We start from the raw sequence: 14232 nt of genomic DNA, 5'->3' as shown, positions 1-14232 counted from the left end.
AGTTATTCGGATGACCAGCGTGCATGCAGTGCCGGAGCTCGAGTACGAGTCGTTGCCGATGGCCGACGACCGAAAAGTCGGTTGGGACGCCCTCCGCGCCATGGGGCCCGTCGTCCTGATGCACGGCTGGTACTACCTGACCCGCCGTGACGACGTGCTACACGCGCTGCGCAACCCCGAGATCTTCTCGTCGAAGAAGGCGTTCGACACCCTTGGCAGTCCCCTGCCGCTGGTGCCGATTTCGTTCGATCCGCCCGAGCACACCCGGTTCCGCAAGATCCTGCAGCCCTTCTTCAGCCCGCACACCCTGGGCGCGATGTTGCCGGCGCTGCAGCAGCAGGCGGTCGGGATGATCAACGCCCTCGCCCCGCATGGGCATGCCGACGTCGTCACCGAGTTGGCAATGCCGTACCCGTCGCAGGTGTTCCTCACCCTCTACGGCCTGCCGTTGGCTGACCGCGCCAAGCTCCTGACCTGGAAGGACGCCGTCATCGAGCTCGCCGACAGCGGCACGACGTTGGAAGGCCACGATCTCGGGCCTGCCCTGGAGCTGTTCGCCTACCTGGGAGCCGCCATCAACGAACGCCGCGCCAACCCGGGCTCCGACGTCCTGTCGGCGGTGCTGACGGGCGAGGAGCCCCTCGACGACGCCGAAGCGGTCGGGCTGAGCTTTCTGTTCGTGCTGGCCGGACTGGACACCGTCACGGCGGCAATCGGTTTCGCGCTGCTGGAGCTGGCCCGCCGGCCCGACCTGCGGTCCGCGCTGCGGGAAGATCCCCAGCTGATCACGGTCTTCGTCGAGGAGATCGTCCGGCTGGAGCCACCGGCGCCGATCCTACCGCGGATGACGACCCGGGAAGTCACCGTCGGCGGCATCACGCTGCCTGCCGACACTCCGGTCCGGTTACTGATCGCCGCGATCAACCGCGACGGCAGCGACGCCACCTCGGGCAACGAGGTGCTGATGGACGGAAAAGTTCACCGACACTGGGGTTTCGGCGGTGGACCGCACCGATGCCTTGGGGCCCACCTGGCACGCATGGAACTGAACCTCATCATCGAAGAGTGGTTGCGCCGCATCCCGGAATTCGAGCTCGAGCCAGGTTTCACACCGCGGATCGGCTGGCCGGCCAACACCTATTCGCTCACCAGTTTGCCGCTGCACTGGGAAGCACGTTGAGACAGCACCGACAACGCCAGCACGGAGGTAACGCCAATGACGATCGCACCAATGCCGACCAGTGCTGTCGATTTCCATCCCGAACCTCGGATGTTCATCGACCGCCGGCTGCGCGACGCGTCGAGCGGTCAGGTCATCGACAACATCAACCCGGCCACCGAGGAGATCCTCGGCGTGGCCGCCGACGCGTCGCACCGACCAACTGTGCCACGCCGATGGTCACCGACAATCCCGTCCTGTTCAAGGTGATCGAACAGAACACGAATCTCGTCAATGCGATGCAGACCGCGCTGCCCGATCTCCTGCTCATCGAACCGAAGGACGTCAGCAACGCGGTGCTGTTTCTGATATCGGAGGCCGGACGGTCGTTCACCGGAAGTGTTCTGAAGGTCGACGCCGGCATGGGCGATCGACGCTAAGTGATGGCGCCAATGCATGCTATCGACCGCCGCCGCATCGCCGTGCTATGTGTCGAGTGCCAAACCGGTGTGCTGGGACCGGATTCGGTGCTGCCGCTGCTCGCGCAGGACTGCCCACGCCTCGTCACCGATCTGCAGCGCCTCCTCGACGCGGCGCGCATCGCAGGCGTACACGTCGTGCACGCGACCTACGAGGGAGCGTGCGAAGCAGAGACAGTCGGTACGGCGAGAATTTGGCGGGTATTGGCGCCAGCCACCGCGGACTGGGAGCCCAGCGCACCGGCCACACAGGTCATGTCCGAGCTGTTGGCACCCTCTGACGTGGTGGTGCCGCGCCGCCACGGCCTGTTTCCGACACTGGACACCGACCTGCTTGCGGTGCTGAGGGGTCTCGGCGTGGACACTGTTGTGCTGGCCGGGGTTTCGTTGAATCTGGCGCTCCCCGTCACCGCCGCGCACCTGTCCGACGCGGGCTTCCACCTCATCGTGGCCCGTGACGCCGTCGCGGGGACACCGCCCGACTATGGCCAGCAGGTGCTCACCCACACGATGGCGAAGCTCGGTCGCCTGACCACTATCGACGAGCTCATCGGGTCATGGACCGTCGATCGGCCGCGTTACCCCGGCGACTACTCGCCGCCTGTTCTGTAACCGGTACAACACGAGACGTGCTGGAGCACCGCAGCGCAGACCTCATCGCATACCAGGGCGAGCGCTTGGCCAGTCGGCTAATCACTCTGACTCAAAACGTATGGTCGCAGGAGCGCGCGATCACCGACCGCACCGAACTCTCTGGAGCTGTCGTGCGCAACTTCTTCAAGCTGCTTGCCTACAAGGGCGAATACGAAGTCGCGCGCATGCTCACTGACCCGGCATTCCTGGAATCGGTGACGACACAGATACCCGGGGCTAAAGGGCTGACCTACAAGCTGCACCCACCGATCTTAAAAGCCCTTGGCCGCAAGAAGAAGATCAGCATGGGACCCCGCGTGCACTTCGCGCTGCGGCTGCTCGCAAAGGGAAAGCTCCTACGCGGTCACCCTTTCGATCCCTTCGCGTATACGCGGATCCGGCGTATGGAGCGCAAGCTGATCACCCACTACGAGTCATGCCTAAATGAACTTCTGGCCACCCTCACTCACGATAGCTACGACAGGGCTATAGCCATCGCCTCGGCCCCCGACCTGATCCGCGGGTACGAAGAGGTAAAGATGTATAACCTTCGCCGCTATGTAGCCCGGCTACGGGAACTTGAGATCGACGCGTCGATACTGTCAGCCTGACAGCCCTTGATGAGGTCCGCAGCAGAACGGTCCTGGTTCAAAGTGAACCGGCATGTCGGAGACTCCACTTCTTGGGAAGGTTGGAGTCATGTCAGGGAGTACGTCGAGGCTTTACCCGCCCGAGCTGCGGGAGCGGGCGATTCGGATGGTCGTCGAGATCAGCGATCAGCACGATTCGGAGTTGGGCAGCGATTTGCGAGGTTGCCCGGCCAAGCAGGCTGCGACCGAAACCGAACGTGACCGCAAAATACCGGCCCTTGCTTTGGAGCACCAACAGTCCGGATCGCGGAGGTTTCGCTGATGCGTGCGGGCAGGGAGAGGAACCCGTCTTGGCCGCGCGTCCTGGCTCCGCGGGCCATCGCGGCCGTTTAGCGCTCCATCCCACAGCCGCCAGACAAATCGCCAAATAAGGTTAACGCTTATCCTTGGCCGTACCGGGGTGCCGCTGGGCCTATACCACCAGGTCAAGAAGGCATATGCCGAACCTAAAGCCATGGCTGGCCCACCCATTGGCAGATCAAAATACGGCCAGATGTATATTTGGCCGTACATGGTCAGTAGGCCTTCATCGCCCAGGAGATCGTCGACGTTGCAGGAACCGTTGCCACTAGAAGGAACCACCGTGGTCAGCGTTGAGCAGGCCGTCGCCGCGCCATTCGCGACCCGGCAACTGGCGGACCTGGGTGCCCGGGTGATCAAGATCGAGCGGCCCGACGGCGGCGACTTCGCTCGCCACTATGACGAGACGGTGTTGGGCCAGTCCAGCTACTTCGTGTGGCTCAACCGGTCCAAGGAGTCCCTTACTATCGACCTCAAATGCGCAGCGGGCCGGGCAATCTTGGAAGCGCTGTTGTCCAAAGCCGATGTGCTAGTGCACAATCTGGGCCCAGGGGCCGCGGGGCGGATCGATCTGGATGCCGACGCGGTAGCCCGACGTCACCCGAACATAATCGTCTGCAGCATTTCGGGCTATGGCGCCGTCGGCCAAGACGCCCAGCGAAAAGCCTACGACCTGCTGGTGCAGGGCGAGTCCGGCCTGCTGTCGTTGACCGGCACGCCGTCATCGCCGGCCAAAGTCGGCATTTCCATCGCCGACATCGCCGCCGGAATGTACGCCTTCAGCGGCATCCTGACGGCGTTGCTGCGCCGCGCGAAAACCGGTCAGGCCGGCCCAGTCGAGGTGTCGTTGTTTGACGCCATGGCCGAATGGATGGGTGCGCCAATGTATTACAGCCACTACAGCGGCCGTCAACCAGCCCGCTTTGGCGCCCAGCACGCCACGATCGCCCCATACGGCCCCTTTGAAACCGCCGACGGCTCCATACTGCTGGCAGTTCAAAACGAACGCGAATGGGCCAGCTTCTGTCGAATCGTGTTGGCGCTGCCCGAACTAGCGCACGATGAACGCTTCGCGAGCAACTCCGCCAGGGTGGCCCACCGCGACGAGTGCAATGCCCTCATCGCCGACCGATTGTCCAAGCTGAAGACGATCGATGCCCTCGCCCTGCTGGACGAAGCAGCCGTCGCCACTGCATCGATAAACTCGGTCGCGGACCTCATCGCGCACCGATCCTTGACCCAACGGCACCGTTGGGGTGAGGTGGACACCCCTAACGGCCCGATACGCGCACTGTCGCCACCTGCGACCTTGTCCGGTGTCCCGGTGGTGCTGGGACCCGTGCCAAGCCTAGGCCAGCACACCGATTCAGTCCTCACCGAATTGGGTTACACCAGTGAGCAAATCGTCGACCTGCGCACCTCGCGCACCGTATAAACCCTTGCGAAGAAAGAACCACCATGGCGTCTTTAACCGAAGAAGAGGAACTGCTCATCAAGACCGTGCGGCGCTTCGTCGACCGCGACGTCAAGCCGGTCGTCACCGAACTCGAGCACGCGAACACCTACCCGGACAAACTTATTGAACAGATGAAGCGGATTGGCATCTATGGTCTCGCCATACCCGAACAATACGGTGGTGCCGAGGTCTCGATGCCCTGCTACGTGCACGTCACCGAAGAACTCGCCCGAGGCTGGATGAGCCTGGCCGGTGCGATGGGCGGACACACCGTCGTGGCTAAGCTGCTGTTGGATTTCGGCACCGAGGAGCAGAAACAAACCTATTTGCCGCCCATGGCAACTGGCGAATTGCGCGCCACCATGGCCCTCACCGAACCCGGCGGTGGGTCTGACCTGCAAGCCATGACGACGACCGCATCGCTGCTCGACGACAACTACGTCATCAACGGAGCCAAGACATGGATCAGCAACGCTCGCCGTGCCGGCCTCATCGCCTTGCTGTGCAAAACAGATCCCCAAGCAAAGCCCCCTCACACGGGCATGTCAATTCTCCTTGTGCAGCATGGGCCCGGCCTCGAAGTCTCCCGCGACCTACCAAAGCTCGGCTACAAAGGCGTGGAGAGCTGTGAGTTGCGCTTCGCCGACTACCGGGCCACCACAGACGCCGTTCTCGGCGGCGCCACCGGCAAAGGGTTCAGTCAAATGATGAAAGGCCTGGAGACCGGCCGCATCCAGGTCGCCGCACGAGCGCTGGGGGTCGGACGCGCGGCTCTTGAGGACGCGCTGGCATACGCCCAAGTGCGCGAGAGCTTCGATAAACCCATCTGGAAACACCAGGCCGTGGGTAACATGCTGGCGGACATGGCCACCAAACTTGCCGCCGCGCGCCAACTCACCTTGCTGGCCGCTGAACGCTTCAACAGCAACCAGCGCTGCGACATGGAAGCGGGAATGGCAAAACTGTTCGCCTCCGAAGCCGCCATGCAGATCGCCTTGGACGCGGTGCGCATCCACGGCGGGTATGGGTATTCCACGGAGTATCCCGTCGAACGCTATTTCCGCGACGCCCCGCTGATGATCGTGGGAGAGGGCACCAACGAGATCCAGCGCAACGTCATTGCCACGCAACTCATCGAGCGTGGCGTCGATGCCATCTGACGGATCGACCGCGATCCCGGCGAGCGGCTAATACCCTCGAGACGATGACACTCAGCCGATCAGACAGCGGACCGGCGTACCGGCAAGTCGCCCGCGACCTGCGCGCCCAGATCACCTCCGGCCGCTACTCAAACGGCGAGCAATTGCCTACAGAATCCGAGCTCTCGCAGTCTTACGGATTGAGCAGGCAAACAATTCGGCATGCGTTTTCCGAATTGGTTGCCGAGGGCCTGGTCTACCGAGTCCCGGGCCGAGGCACGTTCGCCGCAGAGGGCAGGGCAGGCCGCTACCTGCGCCAACTGGGTTCAATCGAAGACCTGATGTGTCTGTCCTTAGACACCACCATGCGGGTCGTCAGCCCACTGCAACGCTGCATTGACATCGAAGCCGCGGGCCGACTGCGCCTCGAATCCGACGCCCAGTACACGATCGTGTTTATACGACTGCACGACGACGTCCCCTTCGTCGTGACAACCGTTCACCTCACTCCCCCGTGCGCCCAACTTCTAGCAGACGCCCCCGAACTCAAAGCCGACGCTGTCAGTACGGCCACCGTGATCGGATTGCTCGATCCCCGCCTGGACCGGCCTATTACCCAAGCGGCGCAGTCCATTACGGTGGCGCTGGCCTCTGACCAGGTTGCAGCCGAACTGCGCTGCCCCCTCAGCCATCCCGTCTTGCGGGTGGACCGGCTTTACTCCAACGACCTCGGTGAACCGGTCGAATTATCGATTAGCTACTTTTTGCCCGAGCACTACACCTACCGCGTGACACTACGGCGAGATTCTGTATCGCTGGCAGGCTCGCACACACCCCGCCAACTCCACCACGACGGCGCCTAACGACTGGCCTGTTGTAGTAGTGATAGGTCCGCCGGGAATCCGGCGGCAAGCTCCGCACCTGAGACGTCCGCATGGCCCTCGGTCTACCACTTCGCGCCGACCTCTGCCCTATCTCAGGGCCGTCACGATTCCAAACTGGCCCGTTGAGCGCCGATCCGTGCCTGCGGCACGCAGGCCACACACACTAGATCAAAACAGATAAATTTATACACGGTACGGGTTGACTTGAATCTCCGTGGAGGTGACCCTGGGATCCCAGTCCGGACTATGACGTCAGCGATGAGCTTGAATTCGGGGGTCTCCTGGGCCGGTTGCCCACTGAGTCCTCAAATCATAGAGTCTCCGAACTATGGCCAGACAAACCGCGATCAGCGGCAGCACGCCGAACATGCGCTGAAAGCGAAGCGACTGTCGCGGCAAAACATCACGATCGTGCCCTAGCTGGATCTGGCAGTAGAGCAACTCGGCCGCACACTACCAACCGCCGCCAGCGATGGTCGCACCTGTCATCGGCGAGCGCACTTGCGCAAATGCCTTCGGGTCACGACGCTGCCCACACCCCACATCACCCGACCTGACAGGTGCCAACACGCTGGACACGACCCCGATTCGACGCAGCGCCCGACGCCCCAAATAGAGGGCCCGCCAGCAGATCAGTAAAGAGTGTACTATATGCGTCACGCCAGTAGCGCTCGGTATCGACACCGCGTACTCGCTCCGCAGCGCAAAAGTCACATCTCACAAAGGAGAGCGTCGCCGCCATGAGCCACTTCGACTACATCATCGTCGGTGCCGGTTCGGCGGGATGCGTCCTGGCGAACCGGCTGTCTGCGGATCCCGCTAACCGAGTGCTGCTTGTCGAGGCCGGCCCGCGCGACCGCAGCCCATTGGTGCGTATTCCGAAGGGTTTTGGGAAGCTCGTCGGTCATCCCACCCTCGCCTGGCATTATCCCGTGCGGCCGATCGGCCCGTCCCAGCTGGTCGAGCAATGGACGCGCGGTCGCATGCTTGGCGGATCAAGTGCCATCAACGGCATGGTGTACAACCGGGGAGCCGCAGCCGACTACGACACCCTGGTGAAGCTCGGCAACCCTGGCTGGGGATGGAACGACATTCTGCCCATCTATCTGCAGATGGAAAACCATGGGCTCGGCGCAGCCGCCACCAGAGGTGTCGGCGGCCCACTCGATGTGTCCGTCGACGAACACCTCCCCGCCATCTGTGCCGAATTCATCAGCTCGGCCGCCGGATTGGGGATGACGATCACCGACGATCTCAACGCCGACGACTCGTGCCGGGTCGGGCCGGCGACCCGGACCATCAAAAACGGGCGCCGGATCAGTTCTGCGTGGGCGTTTCTGCGCCCGGTCCGCAAACGCCCCAACCTGACGATCTCGGTGAATACACAAGTCACCGGAGTGGTATTCGAGGGCGATAAGGCGACCGGCGTCACGGCCGTCGCAAAAAACATGCCAGTCACATTCACTGCCGGTCGCGAGGTCATCCTGTGCCTTGGCAGCCTGGCGACGCCAAAGCTGCTGCAGCTGTCCGGGATCGGTGATTCCGCCGAACTGCGACGCCTCAAGATCGACACCATTGTCGACAGCCCCAACGTCGGGCGCCGGATGCGAGAACACCGTTGTTGTGCGGTTCAATACCGGCTCAAGCGCGACGTCGGATACAACCGGAAGTTGGCAACACCGCTGGCACAAGCGCTCAGTGGCATAGAGTATCTCGCCACCCACAAGGGGCCGATGTCTACCTCGGCATACGACGTGCTGGGCTTCTTCAAGACGTCCCCCGATAAAGACCGTCCGGACGCTCAACTGCTCATGGCGCCCTTCTCAGCCAAACCGCTAGAGCCCGGACAAGACGTCGGCGTGGAGCGCCAACCGGGCCTACAAGTGATCGGGTTCATCTCTCGGCCCGACAGCGAAGGCTCAGTGACGATCACATCCCGCGATCCCAATGCGCCGATGGACATCGACCCCAACTTCTATGCGACTCGGCACGATCGGGACACGATCACGGGCCTGTTCCGCACCCTGCGCACCATCTTCGAGCAGTCGCCCATCGCCGACGAGATCGTTGAGGAAACGCGGCCCGGACTTGAAGTGATTTCCGATCAGGAGATCATCGACGCCTCGCTCGATCAGGGCTACTGCGGCTACCACGCCGTGGGCACCTGCGCCATGGGCTCCGCCGACGATGATGTCGTCGACGCGACACTGCGGGTGCGTGGAGTCGACGGTCTGCGCGTCATGGACTGCTCGGTCATGCCGACGATGGTGTCGGGCAATCTAAACGGGCCGGTGATGGCGATGGCCTGGCGGGCTGCAGACCTCATCCTCGCCGACCGCTGACGCGGCGGGTATCAATGGAGGCGCTCCCCGAACACGCCAGCAGCCGCCACCGATCTCCGCCGGAAGACTTCCGCTGGTCGCGGCGGCTCGCTGCTTGATCGCATTCGGGATACTGATCGTCTCCCAAGTCGGTACGGACCGACCGACAGGCAGCGACTCGATGCTGCTGGCCAGGCCAACGCCCACCCACGGCTGAATCGCCTTTCGCTCGGCACCGGCACGAGATCGTCGTCGCAGACCACGCCCCAAACATCGCACACGCGGCGAGGGCCGACCCCAGAGGCGGTGCACGAGCGCACCGCAATGCGCTATATGGTTTAGATGATAGGGCCGCCAATGAGTTTGGAACGCGCCCAGCGACATCGAGCATGGCTTCACCGACACAAGGAGTTCGCATTGACCCAGCAGGTTTTCAGCGGCGCATCGGCCATCGTGACCGGTGGTGCGGGCGGGCTGGGGGAGGCCACCCTTCGGCGGCTTCACGCCGACGGTCTCAAGGTTGTCATCGCCGACCTAGCCGACGACAAAGGCCACAAGCTCGCCGACGAGCTTGGTGAGGGGGCAGTCTTCGTCAACACCGACGTCGCAAACGACGACAGCGTCGCTGGCGCCATCGCTAAGGCCAGCGAACTCGACACGCTCAGGTACGCCGTCATCACCCACGGCGGCTTCGGTGGTCGCCCCGAGCGCGCGGGGCGGGCCTCTTGTCAGATCACGATGGCGAGGGCGCTCACAGCGGCGCACTGCGCCTGACGCTGCAACCGAAAGCCGGTGCGTCCGAGTCGATTGCGTGCAGTTGCCGTCGTCTGACTTGACTGTCTCCCGGTCGAGGCTGCGTCGACCGACCGTGACCCTGCGACCCGCAGGTCAGGCAGAAACGCCCAGCGCAGACTCGAATCCTGCGGGGACGATGATGTGTTCGCGGTTGACCTCCTGGACCCTGCTGCAGCTCAGCCCCATCAGCGTCGAATCGATGCCCATGCGTAGCAGATCCAGCACGTTCTCCACTCCGGCCTGGCCGTTGGCCGCCAGGCCCCACAGGTAGGCGCGCCCGATCATCACCGCGCGCGCACCCAAGGCGAGTGCTTTGACCACATCACTACCTCGGCGCACGCCGCCGTCGAGAAGGACTTCGACCTCGTGGCCTACCGCGTCTGCGACAGGACCCAGAGCGCGGATCGTCGCCGGCGTTCCATCGAGGTTGTTCCCACCGTGGTTGGACACCGAGATGGCAGAGGCGCCGATGTCGACAGCCCGCCTGGCGTCGTCGATACGGGTGATTCCCTTGACCATGAACGGTCCATCCCACTGCTCGCGTAGCCATCGAAGGTCATCCCACGTGGGCGGCGGGGTGTCCATCCACTGACCGTAGGCTTCGAAGAAGGTTGGCGCGGGGGCATTTTTGCCATTGATGTTCGGGACAGTCAGATCCGGGATGGTGACCTTGCCCCCGCGCACCCAGCGCAGCGCATACCGCGGCCGCACCGCAATCTCGGGTGCGAGCTTCATCAGTGCCCTCAGATTGACCCGTTCGGGTATTTCGGGGCTGCCCCAGTCGCGACCGACGTTGAAAACCCAGTCGGTGGTGACGATCAATCCTGTTGCGCCGGCGTCCTTAGCGCGCATGGCCCTGGCCAGAATCTCGTCGCGCGATCCCAACCAATAGAGTTGGAAGAGCGTCTTGTCGTTGGCGGCAACCACCTCCTCGATCGGTTTGGACGCGAAGCTTGAGAGCCCCATGGCGATCCCGCGCGCAGCGGCGGCGCGGGCCACGGCGACCTCACCGTCAGGATCGACAGCCTGAACTCCGGTGGGAGAGATCAAAACCGGCATGGAAATATGCTGATCCAATACCGTCGTGGTCAGATCGCGCTGGGCCTGCACCCCGATCACGTGCGGTGCGAATCCGAGTTTGCCGAAGGCTTTTTCGTTGTCATTGACAGTTACGCCAGCCTGGGTTCCGGCGATCAAGGCGGAGTATACCGAGCGCGGCAGTCTGCGTTTCGCGCGGCGCTGAGCTTCGCCGACGGTTTCGAACCATGGATTTGCCATGACTAGAGGTCCTTCTTTGCGGTGGGGTTTGAGATCAGATCTTGGTGGCGCCGTGATCGACGGTGATCTGGGCGCCGGTCATCGTCCGCGACTCGTCGCTGGCCAGGAATACCACGACATTGGCGATGTCGTCGGGCTCGGAGATCGCCGGATCGAACCAGTACTGTCCCATCGCCGCGGCGTAGGAAGGGTTGTCGGAGAAGATTTTCTGCATTTCGGTCCCCTGTTGACCCATGGCCGTGTTCACCGCCCACGGGTGCACGGTGTTGACCCGGATGCGATACGGGGCGAGTTCGATGGCGGCCGACTTGGCCAGCCCCACGACCCCGTGCTTGGCGGCGCTGTAGTGGGCTTGCCCCGGTAGCGACTTGATTCCGGCGACCGAGCTGGTGGCAATGACCGACCCACCGTTACCGGCTTCTATCATCGCCGGCGCGGCTGCGCGCAACGTGTTGTAGACCCCGGTCAGATTGATATCGATCATGTCCTGCCACCTTTGTGGGCTCATCTCCCAAAACCGGCCCCAACTAACGATCCCTGCGTTGGCCACGACGATGTCCAATCGCCCGAGTTCTGCAACACCCTCGCGCACAAGGCTTTCCAACGCGGCAAGGTCCCGTACGTCGGCAACCGAATGAACAACCCGCTGACCGGTCTTCTCCACCAGCCGAGCGGTTTCGGCGAGGTCTTCGACAGTGGCTGGCGGGTAGTCGGTCTCGGTGGCCCGGGCGCACACGTCGGTGATGATCACATCGGCGCCCTCCTGGGCGAGCTTGACCGCCTCGGCTCGACCCTGCCCGCGCGCCGCACCTGTAACGAGAGCGACCTTGCCAATTACCCGGTTCATGGGTGCCTCCTCCTGTTGTCATCTGATGCCTGACGCCTCGACGCCAGGGTTCTTGCATCCGGCCACGTTGCAGGTCCGCACCCACCAACCGCAGCAACTTCACATTACGCCATCATGGCAGAAAATGTCATGTTGGCGTAATGTGTGTATCATCACTGCATGATGGAGTTGGGTGACTTACGGCGTCGCCGACGGCAGGCCACCGAATTAGAGATCTCGACAGTCGCTTTGGCGTTGTTCGCCGCCAACGGCTTCGACAACACCACCATCGACGCCGTCGCCGTCGCCGCGGGCGTATCCGTGCGCACCTTCCATCGGTACTTCCGCACGAAAGCTGACGCGATCGCGCCCATCCTGGACACCATGTGGAGGACCTGCATTCAAGCTTTCGCTGACACCGATCCAGACGCCCCTTTGGTCGAGAACCTCATCGCCGCCTTCGCGCAAGCGGCAGAGGGCGAGTACTCCGAGCGGTATCGCGAGTTTCTCGTCACACTGCCCAACTCACCCGAACTCGAACCGACCTGGCTGCGGATCCACGCCGACTCTCAACGCGCGTTGCGGCCATTGCTGGCCGCGCGCCTGGGACTTCAGCCAGACTCGCCGACCGCTGATTTCCTGTCATCAGTGGTGATCAGCGCATTCCGGGTTGCGCTGCAGGCGCATCACGACGATCCGAAGATCTCCGAATTCGTCCTCGCTCGCCAATTCCTATCGGTCTTGCATCCCTATCTGTAAGCGGACCTGCCCGACGGTGCGCTGAGATCCCGACAAGCGGGCCGTGCCGGTGCGGCTGGATCGAGCACCCGACCTGCGCGACAATGCCTACGTCGCGCTGTTCCTCGCGTCCAATGAATCGGCGTACATGTCTAGTCGCGTACTCCATTCCGCCGACGGCGGCCAATTCGTGCGCACCTCGATCATGTTTCCCGCCGGCCTCGGCCAATCTGAAGACATCACCGCCGGCGCCCTGCCGGACGATCTCCGCGAAACGATCGATCGCTAACCGATCCGATCCACGTCGGTCAACAACCCGATGGCAAAAGCACTACCAATTCGCCTGAAAAGAAACACCTTTAGACCTAGATCTGGCATGCAGAAAGCGAGCCTGATCGCGGCCCTGACACTGAGCTCACGCGACGCCGACTACTTATACAGCGCATAACGGCCCTAGCAACCTACGGACGCCGCATAGATCCTCGCCCGCCAATTTCGGGTGACCCGTAATGGCTAAGGCGCTGTCACTCGGACGCGCGCGTCTTGCGCCGGAGCGCGGCGGGCCGGCGCGCGGCAAGTTGGACCCGCAGACCTTCGATGATGGTGTCGATTCCGTAGTTGAAGAAGTCGGCGCCGTGCAGGCCGGCAAGATGGGGTACCAACGCCGCCAACGTGTCCTCGAGATCGGCGGTGTTGAGGTCGTCGCCAAGCCCAACCACCTGGTACCGACCAAAGAGGTAGGTGTGAATCATCGCGTACGAGAGGAACACATCGGGGCCCTCGAAACCAGCGCTGAGCAGAATCTCGATGATGCCGTTCATGAGGCGTCGGTCGGTTCGGCGCATGCGCTCCAACAGGATCGCCGCAATCCCGGGATAACTGTGCAACTGTGTATCGATGTCTTGGATGACGGCGCGGATTCGCACATCCCACGGGCCAGACTCTGGATCAGGCAGTTCGACCCTCGACAACAACCTGCCCGCAACGAGGTCCCGCAACTCTTGTTTATCCGAGACGTACCAGTATGCGGCCATCGCAGATCGCTTGAGCTGACGCGACAGCCGACGCATCGACAGCGCCTCCAAGCCTTCGTCGCGGATAACCTGAAGCGCCGCCTCGACGATCTGCTCCTCAGTCAGGGCCGGCGGCTTGCTACGTGACGGCCCCTCGCCGCCCGAGCGGGGGTAGCAGCACTGCGAACTATGGCACGTCTCCAATCGGTGTTTCACCGCAACCTCAGTAGCTGAATGGTAATGGTAAAGCGCCGCGATGCAGACGCCACCACGCGACAACGCATTCGCTGTGGGTCCTAATGGGAGCCGACCCCCATCACCACCGCACCACCACTTAGTGCCACCAACACCCGCCCGCACCGTCGATGCGGCCCCCCACACCTGTTTGCTCCACTGCGGTTTACAGCGACCGAAGATCCTCGCGCGCTGCGCGACGTTACCGACACCCTCCGTCGTGCCCATGGGATACCCCCCGTCGATGTGGCCCTCCCAACCGCCGGTCAACCCAACCCAGATGGGCGCCTTGGCCACCTGCACCCGCTGACTCAATCCATCCACGTC

Annotated in this window: 13 protein-coding genes and 2 pseudogenes; 12 read left to right on the top strand and 3 right to left on the bottom strand. The window is 62.9% G+C overall.

The features are described 5' to 3' along the window. The first annotated feature begins 10 nt into the window (after positions 1 to 10). From AC5Y5E_RS17735 to AC5Y5E_RS17690, 10 genes and pseudogenes are all read left to right on the top strand, one after another. A complete protein-coding gene (locus AC5Y5E_RS17735; RefSeq protein WP_499904071.1) occupies positions 11 to 1180 on the top strand; it encodes a cytochrome P450 in 1170 nt (389 codons plus the stop codon). 51 nt (positions 1181 to 1231) lie between these two features. Next, a complete protein-coding gene (locus tag AC5Y5E_RS17730; protein WP_169718411.1) occupies positions 1232 to 1429 on the top strand; it encodes a hypothetical protein in 198 nt (65 codons plus the stop codon). After that, a pseudogene (locus AC5Y5E_RS17725) lies at positions 1369 to 1599 on the top strand (SDR family oxidoreductase); the annotation flags it as partial. The gene AC5Y5E_RS17730 and the pseudogene AC5Y5E_RS17725, both read left to right, overlap by 61 nt. Before the next feature lie 12 nt (positions 1600 to 1611). Beyond that, complete coding sequence (locus AC5Y5E_RS17720; protein WP_499904070.1) at positions 1612 to 2250, top strand: isochorismatase family protein; 639 nt, start codon at positions 1612 to 1614, stop codon at positions 2248 to 2250. A gap of 17 nt (positions 2251 to 2267) precedes the next feature. Beyond that, the gene (locus tag AC5Y5E_RS17715) at positions 2268 to 2882 is read left to right on the top strand and encodes a DUF6537 domain-containing protein (protein WP_499904069.1); all 615 of its coding nucleotides are present in this window, start codon (positions 2268 to 2270) and stop codon (positions 2880 to 2882) included. Between the two features lie 550 nt (positions 2883 to 3432). Continuing rightward, positions 3433 to 4656 carry a CaiB/BaiF CoA transferase family protein gene (locus AC5Y5E_RS17710; RefSeq protein WP_499904269.1) on the top strand — a complete coding sequence of 408 codons (1224 nt, stop codon included), beginning with the start codon at positions 3433 to 3435 and terminating at the stop codon, positions 4654 to 4656. Positions 4657 to 4679: 23 nt separating this feature from the next. Continuing rightward, a complete protein-coding gene (locus tag AC5Y5E_RS17705; RefSeq protein ID WP_426628964.1) occupies positions 4680 to 5837 on the top strand; it encodes an acyl-CoA dehydrogenase family protein in 1158 nt (385 codons plus the stop codon). Between the two features lie 44 nt (positions 5838 to 5881). Further along, on the top strand, positions 5882 to 6679 hold the full coding sequence (locus tag AC5Y5E_RS17700; protein WP_426628965.1) for a GntR family transcriptional regulator: 798 nt from the start codon (positions 5882 to 5884) through the stop codon (positions 6677 to 6679). A 761-nt stretch (positions 6680 to 7440) separates the two neighbouring features. Continuing rightward, a complete protein-coding gene (locus AC5Y5E_RS17695; RefSeq protein ID WP_083169293.1) occupies positions 7441 to 9042 on the top strand; it encodes a GMC family oxidoreductase in 1602 nt (533 codons plus the stop codon). A 396-nt stretch (positions 9043 to 9438) separates the two neighbouring features. Then, positions 9439 to 9717 (top strand): annotated as a pseudogene (locus AC5Y5E_RS17690) (SDR family NAD(P)-dependent oxidoreductase); the annotation flags it as partial. A 192-nt stretch (positions 9718 to 9909) separates the two neighbouring features. Here AC5Y5E_RS17690 and mftD read toward each other — a convergent pair. Both mftD and AC5Y5E_RS17680 read right to left on the bottom strand, forming a co-directional pair. Further along, entirely contained in the window at positions 9910 to 11094 is a 1185-nt protein-coding gene (gene mftD / locus AC5Y5E_RS17685; RefSeq protein ID WP_499904068.1) for a pre-mycofactocin synthase MftD, read from the bottom strand. 34 nt (positions 11095 to 11128) lie between these two features. Continuing rightward, on the bottom strand, positions 11129 to 11941 hold the full coding sequence (locus AC5Y5E_RS17680; protein ID WP_499904067.1) for a mycofactocin-coupled SDR family oxidoreductase: 813 nt from the start codon (positions 11939 to 11941) through the stop codon (positions 11129 to 11131). Between the two features lie 159 nt (positions 11942 to 12100). On the opposite strand from AC5Y5E_RS17680, the gene AC5Y5E_RS17675 reads away from it, so the two are divergent. Next, positions 12101 to 12679, top strand: a complete 579-nt coding sequence (locus AC5Y5E_RS17675) for a TetR family transcriptional regulator (RefSeq protein WP_083169301.1) — start codon at positions 12101 to 12103, stop codon at positions 12677 to 12679. Between the two features lie 43 nt (positions 12680 to 12722). Beyond that, complete coding sequence (locus AC5Y5E_RS17670; RefSeq protein WP_083169303.1) at positions 12723 to 12947, top strand: hypothetical protein; 225 nt, start codon at positions 12723 to 12725, stop codon at positions 12945 to 12947. A 235-nt stretch (positions 12948 to 13182) separates the two neighbouring features. Here AC5Y5E_RS17670 and AC5Y5E_RS17665 read toward each other — a convergent pair whose 3' ends face one another. Next, positions 13183 to 14208, bottom strand: coding sequence for a TetR/AcrR family transcriptional regulator (locus AC5Y5E_RS17665; protein ID WP_499904066.1), 1026 nt, complete (start codon positions 14206 to 14208; stop codon positions 13183 to 13185). Between the last annotated feature and the right edge of the window lie 24 nt (positions 14209 to 14232).

This window comes from Mycobacterium sp. NGS54 (assembly GCF_059812465.1).
The sequence above is the reverse complement of the archived record's forward strand: the minus strand, read 5'-3'. Positions and strand labels throughout refer to the sequence as shown.

Excerpts from the sequence above, each read along its gene's own strand:
- AC5Y5E_RS17735 (WP_499904071.1), top strand. The coding sequence starts at position 11 with ATGACCAGCGTGCATGCAGTGCCGGAGCTCGAGTACGAGTCGTTGCCG.
- AC5Y5E_RS17730 (WP_169718411.1), top strand. The coding sequence starts at position 1,232 with ATGCCGACCAGTGCTGTCGATTTCCATCCCGAACCTCGGATGTTCATC.
- AC5Y5E_RS17720 (WP_499904070.1), top strand. The coding sequence starts at position 1,612 with ATGCATGCTATCGACCGCCGCCGCATCGCCGTGCTATGTGTCGAGTGC.
- AC5Y5E_RS17710 (WP_499904269.1), top strand. The coding sequence starts at position 3,433 with ATGGTCAGTAGGCCTTCATCGCCCAGGAGATCGTCGACGTTGCAGGAA.
- AC5Y5E_RS17705 (WP_426628964.1), top strand. The coding sequence starts at position 4,680 with ATGGCGTCTTTAACCGAAGAAGAGGAACTGCTCATCAAGACCGTGCGG.
- AC5Y5E_RS17700 (WP_426628965.1), top strand. The coding sequence starts at position 5,882 with ATGACACTCAGCCGATCAGACAGCGGACCGGCGTACCGGCAAGTCGCC.
- AC5Y5E_RS17695 (WP_083169293.1), top strand. The coding sequence starts at position 7,441 with ATGAGCCACTTCGACTACATCATCGTCGGTGCCGGTTCGGCGGGATGC.
- mftD (WP_499904068.1), bottom strand. The coding sequence starts at position 11,094 with ATGGCAAATCCATGGTTCGAAACCGTCGGCGAAGCTCAGCGCCGCGCG.
- AC5Y5E_RS17680 (WP_499904067.1), bottom strand. The coding sequence starts at position 11,941 with ATGAACCGGGTAATTGGCAAGGTCGCTCTCGTTACAGGTGCGGCGCGC.
- AC5Y5E_RS17675 (WP_083169301.1), top strand. The coding sequence starts at position 12,101 with ATGATGGAGTTGGGTGACTTACGGCGTCGCCGACGGCAGGCCACCGAA.